Below are 18105 nucleotides of genomic sequence, written 5' to 3' on the forward strand. Positions count from 1 at the left end.
TAGGTGAATTAATTTTAGTTTATTGATAATTTATAGACTAATTTTGAGATTCCAAAAAACATAAATTGAATGAGGCTGATCATTTCTTTTGTATTCTTTCTTGCCTTGAATGTAACATTTGCACAGCAAAAAAAGACATTGAGCGAAGAAGAATATTTGATATTGCAGGATAAAATTCGACTAAATTATAACGCAAATGTCGATAGCGCTCTTGTATATGCATATCAAATGGCAAAATCAAACAATTATAAACATTTAGCTTTTGCAAATGGCGCTTTGTCAAGTTTGCTGCAAATAAAAGGAAATACCAAAGAATCCAAAGAAAAATACAAAGCTGCACTTCAATATTTAGAGAAAATGCCTGACTCTCGAGATAAGACACAGGTAAAATCTTATATATACAATTATGGGGGATTATCAGAGTGGAACAGAGGAAATTTTAGTGATGCTCTTGAAATTTATCAGAAAGGAATGAAGCTTTCCTTAGAAATTAATGATGTAAAACAAATTGTTAAGTTTAAGATTAATATAGCTTTAATTAACGAAGGAGTTGGAAACTATCAATTAGCTATAAAAAACCTCCGACAGCTTGATGAGTTTATTGATAAAAACGAAGGGGTTTACAGCAAAGAGCAGTTATTAAATAATAAAAGTAATATAAACAGGGCTTTGGCAAGTTCTTATGAAAGCTATTTCATGAAGAATTTAACAAAGAAGCACCTTTTGGATTCTGCTGAACACTATTATAAGAAGACGATTAATTATTCTCAAAACTTTGCTCAAAATAAAATAGTGGCAAAATTAAGTTTAGGAAATGTTTATAATTGGAAAGGCGATTATAAAAATGCTGAGAAGACTTATTATGATGTTGTTTTTTTATCCAGCCAGAATAATCAGAAAGATTTATTATGTGTTGCCAATTATAATTTGGGAGACGTTTATTATACTACAAAGAGATACGATAAAGCACTTGTGTTTTTTAAAAAATGCGATTCACTTTCGGAAATAACAAAAGTTAATGAGATAGATTATCTGAAATCTAATTTTTATCAGGCAAAAATTTATAACATCCAGAAAAAGCCTGAACTGGCATATAAACATTCCAGAATCTATTTGGATAATTATGAAAAATTAGAAGAAAAATTAAATGAAGAAAGCTTAGAAGTTAATTATAAACAGGGAGTTAGCGGGCTAACTAATGAAATGGTTGTAATTGAGAAAAAATACAAAAACGATGTTTTATTAAGCAGAGGTTTAAGGGTTTTTTATGCGCTTCTATTAGTCGGAATTGTTTTCTTACTGATAAAAAATATTAGAGACAAGAATAAAGCACACAAAAAAATGAATGCTTTAATTGAAGAATTTAAAGCTAATATTGAGAAGAAAAATAATGCTGAAGCGGAACTTGAAACAATAGAAAAAGGAGATGAAGTACTTGAATTAGAAGAAATTCATCTTAAAAAAGAAAACCTTACTTTAAGTATCGACGAAGCAAAGGAAAACAAAATAGTAGAAAAATTATTAGCACTTGAAAGTAAACACGAATACTTAAATGCTGATTTTACATTGCCTTACGTTGCTAAGAAGATAAAAACAAATACTACTTATTTGTCGTATGTTGTTAATAAACGATTTGGAAAATCTTTTGGAGAGTATTCTAATGAGTTGAAAATTAATTATGTAATTAATGAAATGATTACTAATCACATGTATAGAAAATATTCGACTCAGGCTATTGCAGAAAGTGTAGGTTTTAAAAATGCGGTTTCTTTTGCAAAATCATTTCGCAAAAGAACTGGAGTATCTCCAGCTCAATTTGCGAATAATATTTAATGTAAAGGTTTAATTTATTTAATTTAAAATTGTAGATTTTCTCAACCTGCACCACCTCCTGAACTACCGCCTCCGCCAGTTCCTGATTTACCTGGATCAACTGGAGGTATTGGATCATCACCTCCTCTAACTACTTTTTGTTGATTTTTTGATAATTTTTCATCTTCAAAATCTTCGAATTTTAATTTCATATTTGCCATCTTTTTACATGTTACGGTTACTGATTTATCAAAACTACAGAAAATGCTTAGTTCTTGATCGAGAATTGGGTTTTGAGCTTTTTTGATTTTTATTTTTCATTGTAATTCATTGTAAATCAACATTTTGCATATTAATTATAGTTGATATAATTTATAAATTGTATGTAGTATAATATATAAAATGTGTGATTTGATCATCAGATTTTGAATAAAAACCACAATATTTGCATTGTAATTCGATTTAAAACCGACCCGAAAGATGCTAAAACTTATTCAAAAATTTCTGCAAATAAACAGATACTCGGAAGTGAAAAATGAGTTTAAAGATTTATTTCTTTCTCATCCAAATTATCCTAGTCTGTTTGCGATAACAGATTCGTTTGATTTGTTGTCGATAGAGAATGCCGCAATAAGAGTTCCTAAGGAGCAGATAGTCGATTTACCATCAAATTTTTTAGCTTATTTCAAGGATGAATTAATTCTTGTTGAAAAAGCCAAAAACTTTGTTCGAATTAATACAATCAAAAAAGGAGTTCAAAAAATTTCATACGATAAATTCCTTTTAGACTGGAATGGAGTAATTGTAGCAATTGAACCAAATAATGTTGTAGCAAGAGAAAATTTAAAAGTTGAATTAAACTGGTTAAAATACCTGGTACCTTTTGTACTGTTAGCAGGATTATCTTTCTTTTATAATTCGTATACAATTTTCAGCGCTATATTTTTATTGACTTCAATTTTAGGATTAATAGTTAGTATTTTAATTGTTCAGGAAAAATTAGGATTTAAAAACAGTCTTATTTCAAACTTTTGTAATCTAAGTACAAATTCGTCTTGTAGTTCTGTTTTAAGTTTTACTGAAAATTATGAGAACAGATGGATTAGTTTTTCAGATTTGCCTCTTTTGTTTTTTGGTGCGAGTTTTATCTCAATACTAGTTCAGCCATTTAACTCGTCGATTTTTGTAGGTTTTTTGAGTTTATTGGCAATTCCGATTATCGTTTCTTCGATTTGGATTCAAAAATTCGAACTTCAAAAATGGTGTGTGATGTGTTTAATGGTTTCGTTTTTGATATTTACGCAAAGTGCAATATGGTTTTCGTCTGACTTATTTACGTTAAGTTTTAGTTTCGGTACGATTTTTCCATTTTTATTCTCTTTGCTTTTACTTATCCCAATTGGATTTGTTATAAAATCAATTGCAAAAGATGTGCTTAATAATGAAAACTCATTGAAAGAACTTAAAAAGTTCAAGAGAAATTATTCATTGCTAAATTTTTTATCAAAAAGAGTTTCTCATTCAAATGGTTTTGAAGATTTGAGAGGATTAAATTTTGGAAACAGAAGTGCAGTAGTCAAACTTAGTATAATAATAAGTCCGAGTTGTGTGCATTGTCATAAAACATTTCAGGAAGCTTTTGATTTGGTGTTGAAATTCCCGGATAAAATTTTCTTAAGTGTTTTGTTTAATATCAACCCGGAAAATGCTGATAACCCATATAAAGCTGTTGTAGAAAGATTGTTAACCATAAACAGATCTACACCAGGAAAAACTGTTGAAGCGATTTCAGACTGGCATATTAAAAAAATGAGTCTGAAAAAATGGTTAAAAAAATGGCATGTTGAAAATGTCAGTATGATGATAAATCAGGAAATAAATAAACAATACGAATGGTGTTCAAAAAATAATTTCAATTATACGCCAGTAAAAATTGTAAATGAAAAATTATTTCCAAGTGAATATGAATTGAGTGAATTAAAATATTTCTTAAATGATTTTGTTGAAGAAAAAGAAACAACAGAAATTTTAGAAAAAATTGCTTAATAAGCTAACCTCATAAAACCCTTTGTATGATAAAAAATATTTTAAATCTAGAAGGAGCTATAGAATTGACGATTAGTGAAAAAAAGTCAATTATTGAAGGACGTGCATGTGGAGTGAATACGCCGGCTTGCCCAGCAGGAACCCATTGTGATTATATAAGCGAAGATGGACAATCTGGAGTTTGTATAAAAGACTAAGTAATTTAAATGTTTGTTTTTCGGTTTTAATTTTAAAACAAGAAGAGGATGATAAAAAATATTTTAAATCTGGAAGGAGCTCAAAATATTAGTAAAAATGAGCAAAAAACAATGCAGGGAGGAATTCCTGACTGCTGGGTTTATGCAATCGAAGCAGGATGCATTTTAATTCCGGTAGGAGGCACTTGTCCATTAGACACGATGTCAGGAATTTGCGAGACAAGTCGTCTTTGCTGTTAATTATTAAAATTATTTAAAGTAATATACAATAAAGCCTTTTTAAAATTTAGTCATGTTTTTTTTAATTTGTAGGCGCTCGATCGTGGAACATTGAGCAAATTATCCCAACATTGATGATTGGTGTCGGGATTCTCAGGATAATTGGTCACTTGGGTCGGTTTTATTTGGTTAGGGCTGATCAAGTGCCATCTCCTAGAGAAAGTATGTTACTAAAAATATCTTTTTAGATACCTAAATAAGAGTAGATGAATTTCTACTCTTTTTTTTGCTAATGAAAATAACGTGTAGTTACTACAATTATGCGTTTCTATAAAAGACAGCAACTTCAAGTGTCTATAAATTTTTGAAGAATTAACAAATCAAAACAAAACCTAAATTATGAAAAAATTAAAAAGCCTAGCAGGAATCGAAATTTTAAGCGTTAATGAAAGAAAAAATATTACTGGCGGCGGACCAGGAATCGAGGCTTGTTATTGCCCAAACACAGGTATTTTTGCTGGGGTTATACATCCAGGCGAAGGAGAAACCTGCGCGGCAGTTATTGAGGAAAACTGTCCATTAGAATCTTAAAATTAAATAATATAATATTTTAGAAAGCTTTGCTAATTATTTAGTAAAGCTTTCTTGCTTTATATAAATAGAATAAAATTTAATTGCAAAACAAAATATGTCTATTTAATCAAGATATCGTTTAAATTTTTAAGAATTTTTGTATAATATTGCTATTAAAAAACCTAAATATTAGAATTGAAAAAATTCACCAATTACAAACAGGCAGATTATAAAGACTGCGGACCTACGTGTTTAAAGATCATAGCCAAACATTACGGCAAAACAATAAACATTCAGGAATTGCGCGATAGCAGCGAGACGACTCGCGAGGGAAGTAATTTGCTTTTTTTGAGTGATGCTGCAGAGAAAATAGGATTCAGGACCCTGGGGGTAAAATTAAGTGCCGAAAGATTAGAAGAAGCTCCGCTGCCATGCATCCTGCACTGGAATAAAAATCATTACGTTGTATTATACAATATTAAAAAAGGAAAATATTATATCTCCGACCCTGCTTTTGGCTTAATTGAATACAATAAAGCGGATTTTCTTAAATTCTGGATTGGTAATAATGCTGACGATTCTACTCAGGAAGGTATTGCTTTACTTATTGAAGCCACGCCAAAATTCTTCCAGTCAGATTTTGATAAAGAAGACAACAACGGTTTAGGATTTGGATTATTATCGCAGTATGTACTGCGATATAAATCATTTTTGATTCAGCTGAGCGTTGGGTTATTGGCCAGCAGTTTACTGCAGCTTATTTTTCCGTTTTTAACCCAGAGTATTGTAGATGTCGGGATTCAAAACCAGAATATTCATTTTATTTATTTAATCCTTTTTGCACAGCTGTTCCTTTTTGCGGGCAGAACGGGTCTGGAACTCATCAGAAGCTGGATATTACTGCATCTTTCAACCCGAATCAATATTTCACTGATTTCAGATTTCTTCATCAAACTGATGAACCTTCCCATTTCGTTTTTTGACGTGAGAATGACCGGAGATATCATGCAGCGTATTAACGATCACCGCCGAATTGAAAAAATCCTGACCACATCATCGCTAAACGTATTATTCTCCGTAATCAACATGTTTGTTATGGGAGCAGTTCTGGCTTACTTTAACCTGAAAATATTTCTGGTGTTTTTTGCCGGCAGCGCTCTTTATTTTGGCTGGATTACTTTGTTTTTAAAAAGAAGGGAAGTTCTGGATTATAAACGTTTTTCAGAGGTTTCTCAGGAACAAAGCAAAGTAATGGAGCTTATTAACGGTATGCAGGAAATCAAACTCCATAATGCAGAAAAACAAAAACGATGGGGCTGGGAATATGTGCAGGCAAGACTTTTCAGAGTATCTATAAAAGGATTGGTTTTAGAGCAGTCACAAACAATAGGTTCTTCTGTAATTAATGAACTAAAGAATATTTTCATCATATTTTTATCAGCTAAACTGGTAATTGACGGTTCGATAACACTGGGGATGATGCTGGCAATCAGTTCAATTGTGGGAAGTTTAAACGGGCCGATAACACAGCTTATTGAGTTTGTGAGGGAGCTTCAGGATGCTAAAATATCTTTGGCCAGACTATCTGAAATTCACGAAAAAGAAGACGAAACCCAGCAGGAAGAGCATCAGTCGCACGATGTTCCGTATGATTCTGATATTGAAATAAAAGACCTGTCATATCGGTATTTAGGATCAGATATTCCGGTATTAAAAGATTTGAACCTAACCATTCCGGCCAATAAAGTAACAGCAATAGTAGGTGTCAGCGGAAGCGGAAAAACAACATTGATGAAACTGCTTTTAAAGTTTTATGAACCCGAAAAAGGAGAAATCAATATTGGAAATTCAAACCTTAAAAATATTTCGCAGAAAGCTTGGCGTTCTAATATTGGAGCTGTTATGCAGGAAGGGTATATTTTCAGCGATACTATTGCCAACAACATTGCCTTTGGCGTTGACAAAATTGACAAAGAACGATTGGTTTATGCGGCAGATGTAGCCAATATTAAAGAATATATCAGTGAGCTTCCTTTAGGTTATAACACAAAAATCGGTGCAGAAGGAACTGGAATGAGTACAGGACAGAAACAGCGATTGTTAATTGCAAGAGCCGTTTATAAAAACCCTGAAATTCTGTTTTTTGATGAAGCAACATCAGCATTAGACGCCAATAACGAAAAAGAAATTATGCGAAAGCTGGATATTTTCTTTAAAAACAAAACGGTAATTGTAATTGCACATCGTTTAAGCACGGTTATGAATGCAGATCAGATTGTGGTTTTAGAAAAAGGAAAAATAATTGAAATCGGTTCACATTCGGCTTTAGTGGCACAGAAAGGGAATTATTTTGAATTGGTTAAAAATCAATTACAGTTAGGAAATTAATCATGGCAGAAGATAATAATACATTCGAATTAAGAAGCGAGGAAGTTCAGGACATTCTCACCAAAGTACCGCACTGGATGATACGCTGGGGAACCGTTTTGATTTTTGTCATTATCCTGATGCTTTTTTTTGTTTCCTGGTTTATAAAATATCCCGATGTTGTTAATACAGAAATTGTCATTACAACCAATATCCCGCCAGAGAAAATCGTTGCGAAAAGTTCAGGGCGAATTGAAGCTATTTTGGTAAAAAACAAATCAGTTGTTGATAAAAACAGTACGCTTGCCATTATAGAAAATACAGCCAATTATAATGACGTTTTTCTGCTGAAAAATATCGTTGAGCATTACAATATTAATGATCCGAAAGAATTTCCGTTCTCAAAGCTTAAAAATGCACAATTAGGAGAAATAGAAAGTGCTTATGCTGTTTTTCAGAAAGATTATCAGGCACAGGAATTAAATCATGACCTGCAGCCTTTTGCTATTGAAAACAGAGCTCAGATTTCTGAAAAAATTCAAATAAAAGAAAGACTGGAGATTCTGCAGCAGCAAAAAGTAATTAATGAAAGTGAGCTTCAGCTTCAAAAAAATGAAATAGCGCGTTTTGAAGCTTTATTTAATAAAGGCATCATTTCGGCTCAGGAAATGGAAGCCAAGAAATTAAGTTTTCTGCAGGCGCAAAAGAGCTACAGAGGCCTTTTATCATCGATTTCTCAATTGAAATCATCGTTGATTGACAATACAAAATCAAGCCAGAGTTCGCAGGCAAACAGCACTAAAGAGGAAGTGAATCTGGGAAGAAACATGGCGCAGTCTTTTTATCAGCTTAAAAAAGTGATTAAAGACTGGGAACTGGCTTATGCTCTAAAATCTTCGATAAGTGGTAAAGTAACCTTTTTACAGGTTTGGACAGAAAATCAAACGATTAACTCCGGCGATAATGTTTTTTCGATTATTCCCGATGCTAAAAATGGTTTTATAGGAAAAGTGAAAGCTCCGGCATTAAATTCTGGAAAAATAAAAGTAGGGCAGAGAGTTAATATTCGTCTGGCTAATTTTCCTGACCGAGAGTTTGGCGTTTTAAGAGGAAAGATTCAGAACATCTCTCTGGTTCCGGATAAAGATGGAAATCTTTTAATTGATGTCGCTCTTCCAAACGGACTAGAAACATCTTATAAGAAACAAATTGTTTTTCAGCAGGAAATGAAAGGAAGTGCCGAAATTGTAACCGAAGATTTACGATTGATCGAAAGAATTCTATATCAGTTTAAAAGTATATTCGAACAGGTTTAAAATTTTAAATAAAATTCTTTCGTAAGTTCAATGTATTCCGGAGTATAGACGTGTCTTTCAGTTTCAATAATTAATTCGTCAATTTCTATTTCAGAAACTTCGTTACGACTAAAAGCCAATAAACTTCGTTTGATGGGAGAGGCTGGCGTTCCTTTTACTCTGGTAATTTTTGAAGGAAATAATTCAGCTTCTTTTGCCAGAGCGATAAATTTTCCTTCTTCTTTAAAAGGAAGAATTACAGCTAGAATTCCATTTTCAGACAAAAGTAAATCGGCAGCTTCAACAATTTCTTCAAAAGGCATTGCATCTTGAAAACGAGCCAAATCGCGTTGTTCATTTTCAGATTTGTAATCTTCTGCGTAAAAAGGCGGATTGGAAACAATCAAGTCATATTCATCTTCCGGTGCGTCGATAAATTCGTCTAAACCTGCATGAAAACAGTATAGTCGATCTCCCCATGGAGAAGCTTCGAAGTTTTCGACAGCTTGTTCGTAAGCATTCTCATCAATTTCCAGAGCGTCAATTTGTTCAGCATTTGTTCTTTGGGCAAGCATCAAAGCAATTATTCCTGTTCCGGCGCCAATATCCAAAATACTAAACGGATTATGATGAATTGGAGCCCAAGCGCCCAATAAAACGCCATCAGTGCCAACTTTCATAGCACAACGATCTTGGTTGATAGAGAATTGCTTAAACTGAAACATTTTGATTTATGATTTGATAGGATTGAAAACTTTTGACTCAGTTAGAAACTGAATACTAAAAACTGAGACTGAACACTAAATTATAAGTACATCTCGACCAATCCTTCAGGAAGATCCATGATAACTTTTTTATTCTCACGATCGATTTTTACAAGAAATTGATCGATCATCGGAACTAAGATTTCTACTTCGCCGTTTAGAACTTCAAAAAGAGGCTGGGCAGAAGAGTCATTGATAGAAGTAATTTTTCCAAAAACCCCCAGACGTTTGTCTTCAATTTCAAAACCAATAACTTCGTGGAAATAAAACTTGTTGCCTGAAAGTTTTGGCAGCATAGTTAAAGGAAGATAGATGCTGTTTCCTACTAAAGCATCTGCATCTTCTTCGGTATTTACATCTTCAAAACGAACTCGAAGGAAGTCGTTTTTATGCATTGAGCTAGATTCAATAAAAAAAGGAACCAAGTGTTTGTTGTGTTCAACAAACACTGATTCCAGATTTTCGTATAACTCAGGTTCGTCTGTGTCTAAATAGATCAGGACTTCACCCTTGAAACTAAATTTTTTAGCGATTTTACCTAAATAAAAACATTCTTCTTTACGCATTATCGCTAAGTAAAATTATGCCTCAGTTGTTTCGTTATTCTCTTCAGCAGCAGGAGCTTCTTCAGTTGCTTCAGCAACTTCTTCAGCAACCTCTTCTGTAGCTGTAGCAGCGGCAGCAGCTTCAGCTTGTGCAGCAGCAGCATCAGCGATACGCTTAGCGTTAACTTCTTTCTCTGCTTTTAATGCTGTAGCTTTAGCATCAGCTTTTGCTTTAGATAAACCATCTTTTTTAGCATCAACTTTTCCAGCTTTAGCTTCTAACCATGCAGTTAATTTAGCATCAGCTTGTTCTTGAGTTAAAGCTCCTTTACGAACTCCTCCGTCAAGGTGGTGTTTCAATAAAGCACCTTTGTAAGAAAGGATAGCTCTTGCAGTATCAGTTGGCTGAGCACCATTGTGTAACCATTTAACTGCGCTGTCAAGGTTTAACTCAACAGTTGCTGGGTTAGTGTTTGGATTGTAAGTACCGATTTTCTCTAAGTATCTACCATCTCTTTTTGAGCGTGCATCTGCAGCTACTACCCAGTAAAAAGGTTTTCCTTTTTTACCGTGTCTTTGTAATCTAATTTTTACTGACATAATCTAGTGATTAAATTTTGAGGTACTCGACCTCTGTTAATTAAGGGCGCAAAGATATAATTTTTTTATTAATTATCCGTTTCTAAAAGTATTAAAAGTAATTAAAACAGATTTTTAGCTTTTTTTTGACTATCAATTTTAAATATTTATCTCATAATGCGGTATTTTTGCATCAAATTCATCTTATTTACATGAAAAAATATTTTTACTTTTTATCATTTATATTCTTAATAACATCTTGTACAGAAGATGTAAAATTCAATAATCCCGCATTTCAAACTTTAAAAAATAATGTTTTCTGGAGAGCTCAGGCTTATAAAGCTTATTTTGGAGCAAACGGAACTGTTATTGTTGAAGGTTCTTTAGGATATGAAAAAGTTATTTTGCAAATGGCTTCTTCTTCAGAACAAACTTTTACATTAGGTATTGATGATGTTTCAAAAGCTTCATATAAAAATACTTTAACGAGCGAATTAGTATCATTTTCTACAGGAACAAATAAAGGGAGCGGACAAATTGTTATTACAGATTATGATACTGAAACCAATACAATTTCGGGAACATTTAAGTTTACTGCTTTAAATGAGGACGAAACCGATACTGAAAATCCCAAAATTAATTTTACGGAAGGGGTTTTTTATAAAATTCCATTGGAACCGAGTGGAAACTTGGTACCTGTTAGCAATTAATCTGTTCTTTGAGCTTCATCAAATCAGAATAAAAACTTAAATAAACTCATAACATGGTAGATTAGATATAAATAAGACTACATTTGCCTCTTATTATAAATAAATATCTATGAATATTTTTGTTGGAAGCCTTCCATTCAGTATTGAGGAAGCAGATTTAAGAGAATCTTTTGAGGTTTATGGAGCAGTAGATTCTGTTAAAATTATTACTGATAAATTTACTGGAAGAAGCAAAGGTTTTGGTTTTGTAGAAATGCCAAACGATGCGGAAGCGCAAAAAGCAATTGATGAATTGAACGGTGCAACTGTTCAGGGACGTGCAATTGTAGTAAATAAATCAGAGCCTAAACCAGAAGGCGAAAGAAGAAGTTTTAATAATAACCGCGGCGGTAACGATCGTGGTGGTTACGGAAACAACCGTGGGGGAGATGACCGCGGAAACAGAGGAAGATATTAATTTTTTTTTCTAAAATATAAAGGGATAAACTTATGTTTATCCCTTTTTTTATGTTGTTTTGTTTCAGGTTTCAGGTTTTCTAAGTTGAAACTTGAAACAAATAAAACTTGAAACAAAAATTATACATTCGCAGCTAACCAGTCACCAACCTCTTTAGTGCCGTAAGCTTTGCCTCCGTTTGCTAAATCTTCAGTAACGACTCCAGCTTCTAAAGCTTTGTTTACGGCATCTCTCATTGCTTTTCCTTCTTCCATTAATCCGAAGTTTTCGAACATCATCGCAGCAGATAAAATAGTAGCCATTGGGTTAGCAATGTTTAATCCTGTAGCTTGTGGGTAAGAACCGTGAATAGGTTCAAATAAAGATACTTCAGCTCCCATAGAAGCAGAAGGCATTAATCCCATTGAACCAGAAATTACAGAAGCTTCATCTGTTAAGATGTCTCCAAATAAGTTTTCAGTAATTAATACATCATAAGAATTTGGCCATTGTACCAATCGCATTGCAACCGCATCAACAAATTCGTAGCTCACTTCAACCTCTGGATAATCTTTTTCCATTGCCTGAACCGTTTCTCTCCATAAACGTGAAGTTTCCAAAACGTTTGCTTTATCAACGCAGCATAATTTTTTAGAACGAGTCATGGCTAATTCGAAACCTTTTTTAGCCAAACGCTGTACTTCGGCTCTTGTGTAAACACAATTGTCGTAAGCTGTATCTCCGTTATCTTTTCTTCCTTTTTCACCAAAGTAAATACCGCCAGTTAATTCTCTTAAGAAAACTAAATCAGTACCTTCGATTCTTTCTCTTTTTAAAGGAGATTTATCTAATAATGATGGGAATGTAAAAGTTGGTCTTACGTTTGCAAACAAACCTAATGCTTTACGCATTTTTAATAAACCTTGCTCTGGACGTACTGGCGCAGAAGGATCGTTATCGTATTTAGGGTGGCCGATTGCTCCAAAAAGAACGGCATCAGCATTTTTACAAATTTCGTGTGTTGAATCCGGATAAGGTTCTCCTACTGCATCAATCGCTGCTGCTCCGGTTAAAGCTGGTTTCCAAGTGATTTCATGTCCAAATTTTTGCGCAACAGCATCAGATACTTTTACAGCTTCATTGATTACTTCTGGTCCGATTCCGTCTCCGGCTAAAAGGGCTATGTTTAATTTCATTCTATATGTGTTATTAAGGTTCAAAGTGACAAAGAGACAAAGGTTCAAAGTTTTAAAAGCAGACTAAAATCTTTGTCTCTTTGTCACTTTGAACCTTTGTAACTATAATTAAGTTATAATATTAAGCATTTTCTGCGTTGCAATAATCGCTGCAACAGTTTGATCAGAATCTAATCCACGGGTTTTGAATTCTTTTCCGTTATTGACCCAGGTAATAATAGTTTCGCATAACGCATCAGAACTACTTCCTGGTGGGATTCTCACGGCATAATCGATCAATTTTGGAAGCGTAAGTTTTTTGCTTTTGTAAATCTTCGATAAAGCATTCATAAAAGCATCGAACTGACCGTCTCCTTGGGCATTTTCTTCGATTATTTCTCCATTTAAATTTAAAGATAAAGTTGTAGATGGACGCATTCCTTTAGAATGTACCAGCATATACGAGTTTATCGTGATTTTTTCTTCGTAAGTGTGACTATCCAAAACATCTGAAATGATGTATGGAAGATCTTCTTTCGTTACGGTTTCTTTTTTGTCGCCCAATTCGATAATTCTTTGAGTAACCAATTTCAAATCTTCGTTGTTTAATTTTAAGCCTAATTCCTGAAGATTCTTTTCGATATTGGCTTTTCCAGAAGTTTTCCCGAGGGCGTATTTTCTTTTTCTTCCAAAACGTTCTGGAAGAAGGTCATTGAAATAAAGATTGTTTTTGTTGTCTCCATCGGCGTGGATTCCAGCTGTCTGCGTAAAAACATTATCGCCGACAATTGGTTTATTTGCAGGAATTCTATAACCTGTAAAAGTTTCAACTAGCTTACTTACAGAATACAAAGAAGTTTCTTTAATACCGATATTTACTTCTGGCATATAGTCATTGATAACAGCAACAGTGCTTTCTAGTGGGGCATTTCCGGCACGTTCTCCCATTCCGTTTACGGTAACGTGAAGTCCGTTGATTCCGGCTTTTATCGCTTCCATCACATTGGCAACGCTTAAATCGTAGTCGTTATGTGCATGGAAATCGAAATGAATGTTTGGATATTTAGCTCGGATTTTAGAAATAAATTCAAAAGCCAAAGACGGAATTAAAACGCCTAAAGTATCTGGAAGTAAAATTCTTTTAACGGGCAGAGTGGATAAGAAATCTAGGAATTGAAAAACATAATCTGGAGAATTTCGCATTCCGTTGCTCCAGTCTTCCAGATAAACATTGGTTTCAATATTGTTTTCTTTTGCTAAAGCAATGATTTGAGCGATTTCAGAAAAATGCTGTTCTGGAGTTTTTTTTAATTGATGCGTTAAATGATTCATTGAACCTTTGGTCAATAAATTCTGGACTTTGGCACCGGCTTTTTTCATCCAGTCAATTGAAACGCCTCCGTCAACAAACGTAAGGACTTCAATTCTGTTAATGTATCCTTTTTCTTCAGCCCAGGAAGTAATGCCTTTTACAGCCTGAAATTCTCCTTCGCTTACACGAGCCGATGCAATTTCGATTCTATCAATATTTAATTCCTCCAGCAACAATTGCGCAATGGTTAGTTTTTCTGCAGCAGAAAAAGATACTCCGGAGGTTTGTTCACCATCACGAAGCGTCGTATCCATTATTTCAATTTTTCTTTTTTCCATATTGATATTCTGAATTCCTTTATAAGGTAAATTTTTGTTGTGTTGTCTTGGTTTTTTTAACTTATAAAGACCCGACAGGTTTCAAAAACCTGTCGGGTCTCAAAGGACTGAACCTGATTTTTTAGTAAGGAAGTTTATCAGCGAAAGCTTTAATATCTTCCTTCATATCTTGTAAATAATCAATGTCATCAAAACCATTAATTAAGTTGTTCTTTTTGTAACCGTTAATAGCAAAAGATTCCTGCTCACCAGTTGACAATAAAGTAATGGTTTGGTTTGGAAGATTGATTTCTAATTCTGTTTTTGGATCAGCTTCGATAGCTTTGAAAATATTAGCTAAAAATTCTGGACTGATTTGTACTGGCAAAACACCAATATTTAAACAGTTTCCTTTGAAGATATCTGCAAAGAAACTAGAAACTACAGCGCGGAATCCGTAATCATAAACCGCCCAAGCAGCGTGCTCTCTAGAGGATCCAGAACCGAAGTTTTTTCCTCCAACCAAAATTTTCCCGCTATAAGTTGGGTTGTTTAAAACGAAATCTGCTTTTGGAGTGTCGTCTCCGTTGTATCTCCAGTCTCTGAAAAGATTGTCTCCAAAACCTTCACGTTTTGTAGCTTTTAAGAAACGAGCTGGAATAATTTGATCTGTATCTACGTTCTCAATTGGCAACGGAACTCCGCTGCTAGTAAGTATATTAAATTTATCGTATGCCATTTTGATTTTTGCTTTAGGCTGTAGGCTATAAGCTTTAGGCTTTTTTCTACAGCATTGTTTTTGTATTGAATTTTTAGCTTAAAGCCTATTGCTTAAAGCTTACAGCGAGAATTAAAATAATTCTCTTGGATCTGTTAGTTTTCCTGTGACAGCAGCAGCAGCAGCCATAATCGGACTTGCTAAAAGCGTTCTTGAACCAGGACCTTGACGACCTTCAAAGTTTCTGTTTGAAGTACTTACTGCATATTTTCCAGCAGGAACTTTGTCATCGTTCATTGCTAAACAAGCAGAACATCCCGGCTGACGTAATACGAAACCAGCTTCAGTCAAAATATCTAAAATTCCTTCTTCTTTAATCTGCGCTTCAACAACGTGAGAACCCGGAACTAACCAAGCTGTAACATTGTCTGCTTTTTTTCTTCCTTTTACAATTTCAGCAAAAGCTCTAAAATCTTCAATACGTCCGTTTGTACAGCTTCCTAAGAAAACGTAATCGATTTGTTTTCCGATCATTACATCATCTTCGTTGAAGCCCATATAAGCTAAAGATTTTTTGTAAGTTTCCTCACCGCCTTCAACTTGGTTTGCACTTGGGATATGTTTTGTGATACCAATTCCCATTCCTGGGTTAGTACCGTAAGTAATCATTGGTTCAATATCTTCAGCTTTGATGTTTAATTCAGCATCAAATACAGCGTCAGCATCTGTTTTTAAAGTTTTCCAGTATTCAACAGCTTTTGTCCAAGCTTCACCTTTTGGAGCATAAAGTCTTCCTTCTAAGAAATCGAAAGTAGTTTGGTCAGGAGCGATCATTCCTCCACGAGCACCCATTTCGATACTTAAATTACAAACTGTCATACGGCCTTCCATAGTCATGTTTTCAAAAACATCACCAGCGTATTCAACAAAATAACCAGTTCCTCCAGAAGTAGTTAACTGAGCAATAATATAAAGTGCAACGTCTTTTGGACCAACACCTTTGCTTAATTGACCGTTTACGTTAATACGCATTTTCTTTGGTTTAGGTTGCATAATACATTGCGTAGAAAGCACCATTTCAACCTCAGATGTTCCGATACCAAAAGCGATAGCTCCAAAAGCACCGTGAGTAGACGTATGTGAATCTCCACATACAATAGTAGCACCTGGCAAAGTAATTCCGTTTTCAGGACCAACTACGTGTACAATTCCATTTTTTTGGTGACCTAATCCCCAGTGCGAAATTCCGTATTCGTTAGCATTGTCTTCAAGAGCTTTAAGCTGGTTTGCAGAAAGCGGATCCTGAACTGGTAAATGTTGGTTTATGGTTGGTGTATTGTGGTCTGCAGTTGCAAAAGTACGTTCAGGATATAATACATTAACGCCTCTTGATTTTAATCCTAAAAAAGCAACAGGACTCGTAACTTCATGAATGAAATGGCGGTCAATAAAAAACACATCTGGCCCATCTTCAATTTTACGCACAACATGTGAATCCCATACTTTGTCAAATAATGTCTTACTCATTTTTTATTTTTTTAAATTGTAATTTCTATAACCACAGCAATTTCCTGTTCATTATAATAGCAAAACAAAAGTAAAAAAAGATAAAAAAGCGTCAATTTCGATATTTCATTATATACGATACCCAAACTAATTTACAAATTGTCAAATGGCTTTTGCAGACTAAAATTTGAAGGAATAATGATAAAGAAACTGATTTGATTTTTCTTTTTCGGCTTAAATTTTCCTTGTTTGTTTTTTGTTTTAATAGTTTGCAAATTTATCTCAAAATCAATATAAAATATAAGAATTTGATTGAAAAAATCTAACAAATTACATAAAAATAGTAATAATTGTTAGTTTTGAAATCTCTGAAAAAAGAATGCTTTTTAGGTTTTTTGAAGCTTTGAAAGGTGTTTTTCGGACGTTATTTAGATTCAATAAAACATCAAAATACTACGACATCCAAGAAGTGTATTTTTATGAAATTTCATGTTTTTTAAACACAAAAACTGCTTTTTTGTGGAGAATTATTCTGAAGATTAATTCAATGAGTTTTTAAACTCTAAAGGCGTTAAATTGGTTTTCTTTTTGAATAATTTGCTAAAAGACTGCGGATATTCAAAGCCCAATTGGTAAGCAATTTCCGCAACCGAAAGATTTGTTGTCATTAAAAAATCTTTCGATTTTTCAATCAATTTAGAATGAATGTGCTGTTGTGCATTTTGTCCCGTCAAATTGCGAAGCATATCGCTTAAATAATGACTGGAGACATTAATTTGTGAAGCCAAAAAATCTACAGAAGGCAAGCCTCTTTTTAAAGTTTCGGCATTATTAAAATAATCATTTAAAGTGTTTTCTACTTTAAGTAATAAATCATTGCTGATGGTTTTTCTCGTAATGAATTGACGTTTATAAAAACGATTACTATAATTCAGTAAAACATCGATATAAGAAACAATAACGTCCTGACTCATTTCGTCAATCGCTGTCTGGAGTTCATTTTCAATACTATTTAATAGTCCTAAAATGGTTGTTTTTTCGCTGTCAGAAAGATGCAGCGCTTCATTTGTATCATATGAAAAGAAACCATACTTCTTGATGTTTTTTCCTAAAGGATAATTTCGAATAAAATCCGGATGAAAAAACAAAGTATAGCCATGATATTCGGCACCTTCTTCATTATCCGTAAAAATCAATTGATTAGGAGAAGTAAACATCAAACCGCCTTCGTTAAAATCATAATAACCCTGACCGTAACCCATTTTTCCATTCGTAGAATATTTATAAGATATTTTATAAAAATCTAACAGAAAAGAATTATTCGTTTCTGCTTTGACAGCCAGAATTTTATTGTCAACCAAACTAATCATTGGATGCAATGGTTTTGGCAGATCAAACAAAGTATGAAACTGCGAAACAGAGGAAATTTTGGTTGGCTTATTGTTTTTCTTTTCCATGATATAAAAGTATGAAAATTTGAGAGTCTAAAAAAGCTTCGGAGAAGCGAAATATGTATAGAAATTGCAGTTATTAT

At 33.6% G+C, this 18105-nt stretch carries 18 protein-coding genes; 9 read left to right on the forward strand and 9 right to left on the reverse strand.

What is annotated here, in order from left to right; translation table 11 throughout:
• Positions 1–69: 69 nt before the first annotated feature.
• Positions 70–1833, forward strand: a complete 1764-nt coding sequence (locus tag ABDW27_RS13625; protein WP_343696405.1) for a tetratricopeptide repeat protein — start codon at positions 70–72, stop codon at positions 1831–1833.
• A 41-nt stretch (positions 1834–1874) separates the two neighbouring features.
• On the opposite strand, the gene ABDW27_RS13630 is transcribed toward ABDW27_RS13625, so the two are convergent.
• Positions 1875–2024: an rSAM-modified peptide gene (locus tag ABDW27_RS13630; protein ID WP_343696406.1), complete on the reverse strand. Its 150-nt coding sequence runs from the start codon at positions 2022–2024 to the stop codon at positions 1875–1877.
• A gap of 268 nt (positions 2025–2292) precedes the next feature.
• On the opposite strand from ABDW27_RS13630, the gene ABDW27_RS13635 reads away from it, so the two are divergent.
• The 6 genes from ABDW27_RS13635 to ABDW27_RS13660 all read left to right on the forward strand — a co-directional run bounded on the left by ABDW27_RS13635 (position 2293) and on the right by ABDW27_RS13660 (position 8530).
• Entirely contained in the window at positions 2293–3858 is a 1566-nt protein-coding gene (locus ABDW27_RS13635; RefSeq protein WP_343696407.1) for a vitamin K epoxide reductase family protein, read from the forward strand.
• Between the two features lie 26 nt (positions 3859–3884).
• A complete protein-coding gene (locus ABDW27_RS13640) occupies positions 3885–4055 on the forward strand; it encodes a hypothetical protein (protein ID WP_343696408.1) in 171 nt (56 codons plus the stop codon).
• A gap of 48 nt (positions 4056–4103) precedes the next feature.
• The gene (locus ABDW27_RS13645; protein WP_343696409.1) at positions 4104–4295 is read left to right on the forward strand and encodes a hypothetical protein; all 192 of its coding nucleotides are present in this window, start codon (positions 4104–4106) and stop codon (positions 4293–4295) included.
• Positions 4296–4673: 378 nt separating this feature from the next.
• On the forward strand, positions 4674–4865 hold the full coding sequence (locus ABDW27_RS13650) for a hypothetical protein (protein WP_343696410.1): 192 nt from the start codon (positions 4674–4676) through the stop codon (positions 4863–4865).
• Positions 4866–5042: 177 nt separating this feature from the next.
• Positions 5043–7235 carry a peptidase domain-containing ABC transporter gene (locus ABDW27_RS13655; protein WP_343696411.1) on the forward strand — a complete coding sequence of 731 codons (2193 nt, stop codon included), beginning with the start codon at positions 5043–5045 and terminating at the stop codon, positions 7233–7235.
• Positions 7236–7237: 2 nt separating this feature from the next.
• On the forward strand, positions 7238–8530 hold the full coding sequence (locus ABDW27_RS13660; protein ID WP_343696412.1) for an HlyD family efflux transporter periplasmic adaptor subunit: 1293 nt from the start codon (positions 7238–7240) through the stop codon (positions 8528–8530).
• Here the strand turns inward: ABDW27_RS13660 and ABDW27_RS13665 are convergent.
• From ABDW27_RS13665 to ABDW27_RS13675, 3 genes are all read right to left on the reverse strand, one after another.
• Positions 8527–9234: a methyltransferase gene (locus ABDW27_RS13665; protein WP_343696413.1), complete on the reverse strand. Its 708-nt coding sequence runs from the start codon at positions 9232–9234 to the stop codon at positions 8527–8529. The two genes, ABDW27_RS13660 and ABDW27_RS13665, sit on opposite strands and share 4 nt — an antisense overlap.
• Positions 9235–9314: 80 nt before the next feature.
• Complete coding sequence (gene rimM, locus ABDW27_RS13670) at positions 9315–9839, reverse strand: ribosome maturation factor RimM (protein ID WP_343696414.1); 525 nt, start codon at positions 9837–9839, stop codon at positions 9315–9317.
• A 15-nt stretch (positions 9840–9854) separates the two neighbouring features.
• Positions 9855–10418 carry a 30S ribosomal protein S16 gene (locus ABDW27_RS13675; RefSeq protein WP_343696415.1) on the reverse strand — a complete coding sequence of 188 codons (564 nt, stop codon included), beginning with the start codon at positions 10416–10418 and terminating at the stop codon, positions 9855–9857.
• 191 nt (positions 10419–10609) lie between these two features.
• Between ABDW27_RS13675 and ABDW27_RS13680 the strand changes: the two genes are divergently transcribed.
• Positions 10610–11107: a DUF6252 family protein gene (locus ABDW27_RS13680; protein WP_343696416.1), complete on the forward strand. Its 498-nt coding sequence runs from the start codon at positions 10610–10612 to the stop codon at positions 11105–11107.
• A gap of 109 nt (positions 11108–11216) precedes the next feature.
• Entirely contained in the window at positions 11217–11564 is a 348-nt protein-coding gene (locus ABDW27_RS13685; RefSeq protein ID WP_343696417.1) for an RNA-binding protein, read from the forward strand.
• Between the two features lie 119 nt (positions 11565–11683).
• On the opposite strand, the gene leuB is transcribed toward ABDW27_RS13685, so the two are convergent.
• The 5 genes from leuB to ABDW27_RS13710 all read right to left on the reverse strand — a co-directional run bounded on the left by leuB (position 11684) and on the right by ABDW27_RS13710 (position 18028).
• Positions 11684–12739 carry a 3-isopropylmalate dehydrogenase gene (gene leuB / locus ABDW27_RS13690; RefSeq protein ID WP_343696418.1) on the reverse strand — a complete coding sequence of 352 codons (1056 nt, stop codon included), beginning with the start codon at positions 12737–12739 and terminating at the stop codon, positions 11684–11686.
• Positions 12740–12847: 108 nt separating this feature from the next.
• On the reverse strand, positions 12848–14368 hold the full coding sequence (locus ABDW27_RS13695) for an alpha-isopropylmalate synthase regulatory domain-containing protein (protein WP_343696419.1): 1521 nt from the start codon (positions 14366–14368) through the stop codon (positions 12848–12850).
• A gap of 121 nt (positions 14369–14489) precedes the next feature.
• The gene (gene leuD / locus ABDW27_RS13700) at positions 14490–15086 is read right to left on the reverse strand and encodes a 3-isopropylmalate dehydratase small subunit (RefSeq protein WP_091490627.1); all 597 of its coding nucleotides are present in this window, start codon (positions 15084–15086) and stop codon (positions 14490–14492) included.
• 111 nt (positions 15087–15197) lie between these two features.
• The gene (gene leuC, locus ABDW27_RS13705; RefSeq protein WP_308067576.1) at positions 15198–16592 is read right to left on the reverse strand and encodes a 3-isopropylmalate dehydratase large subunit; all 1395 of its coding nucleotides are present in this window, start codon (positions 16590–16592) and stop codon (positions 15198–15200) included.
• Between the two features lie 518 nt (positions 16593–17110).
• On the reverse strand, positions 17111–18028 hold the full coding sequence (locus ABDW27_RS13710) for a helix-turn-helix transcriptional regulator (RefSeq protein ID WP_343696420.1): 918 nt from the start codon (positions 18026–18028) through the stop codon (positions 17111–17113).
• Positions 18029–18105 lie beyond the last annotated feature (77 nt).

It is taken from the genome of Flavobacterium sp., assembly GCF_039595935.1.
Classification (GTDB): Bacteria; Bacteroidota; Bacteroidia; order Flavobacteriales; family Flavobacteriaceae; genus Flavobacterium.

What these genes read in the sequence shown, in the direction of transcription:
- ABDW27_RS13635 (WP_343696407.1), top strand. Translation starts at nt 2,293, where the DNA reads ATGCTAAAACTTATTCAAAAATTTCTGCAAATAAACAGATACTCGGAA.
- ABDW27_RS13650 (WP_343696410.1), top strand. Translation starts at nt 4,674, where the DNA reads ATGAAAAAATTAAAAAGCCTAGCAGGAATCGAAATTTTAAGCGTTAAT.
- ABDW27_RS13625 (WP_343696405.1), top strand. Translation starts at nt 70, where the DNA reads ATGAGGCTGATCATTTCTTTTGTATTCTTTCTTGCCTTGAATGTAACA.
- ABDW27_RS13640 (WP_343696408.1), top strand. Translation starts at nt 3,885, where the DNA reads ATGATAAAAAATATTTTAAATCTAGAAGGAGCTATAGAATTGACGATT.
- rimM (WP_343696414.1), bottom strand. Translation starts at nt 9,839, where the DNA reads ATGCGTAAAGAAGAATGTTTTTATTTAGGTAAAATCGCTAAAAAATTT.
- leuC (WP_308067576.1), bottom strand. Translation starts at nt 16,592, where the DNA reads ATGAGTAAGACATTATTTGACAAAGTATGGGATTCACATGTTGTGCGT.
- ABDW27_RS13675 (WP_343696415.1), bottom strand. Translation starts at nt 10,418, where the DNA reads ATGTCAGTAAAAATTAGATTACAAAGACACGGTAAAAAAGGAAAACCT.
- ABDW27_RS13660 (WP_343696412.1), top strand. Translation starts at nt 7,238, where the DNA reads ATGGCAGAAGATAATAATACATTCGAATTAAGAAGCGAGGAAGTTCAG.
- ABDW27_RS13710 (WP_343696420.1), bottom strand. Translation starts at nt 18,028, where the DNA reads ATGGAAAAGAAAAACAATAAGCCAACCAAAATTTCCTCTGTTTCGCAG.
- ABDW27_RS13630 (WP_343696406.1), bottom strand. Translation starts at nt 2,024, where the DNA reads ATGAAATTAAAATTCGAAGATTTTGAAGATGAAAAATTATCAAAAAAT.
- ABDW27_RS13685 (WP_343696417.1), top strand. Translation starts at nt 11,217, where the DNA reads ATGAATATTTTTGTTGGAAGCCTTCCATTCAGTATTGAGGAAGCAGAT.
- ABDW27_RS13645 (WP_343696409.1), top strand. Translation starts at nt 4,104, where the DNA reads ATGATAAAAAATATTTTAAATCTGGAAGGAGCTCAAAATATTAGTAAA.
- ABDW27_RS13665 (WP_343696413.1), bottom strand. Translation starts at nt 9,234, where the DNA reads ATGTTTCAGTTTAAGCAATTCTCTATCAACCAAGATCGTTGTGCTATG.
- leuD (WP_091490627.1), bottom strand. Translation starts at nt 15,086, where the DNA reads ATGGCATACGATAAATTTAATATACTTACTAGCAGCGGAGTTCCGTTG.
- leuB (WP_343696418.1), bottom strand. Translation starts at nt 12,739, where the DNA reads ATGAAATTAAACATAGCCCTTTTAGCCGGAGACGGAATCGGACCAGAA.
- ABDW27_RS13695 (WP_343696419.1), bottom strand. Translation starts at nt 14,368, where the DNA reads ATGGAAAAAAGAAAAATTGAAATAATGGATACGACGCTTCGTGATGGT.
- ABDW27_RS13680 (WP_343696416.1), top strand. Translation starts at nt 10,610, where the DNA reads ATGAAAAAATATTTTTACTTTTTATCATTTATATTCTTAATAACATCT.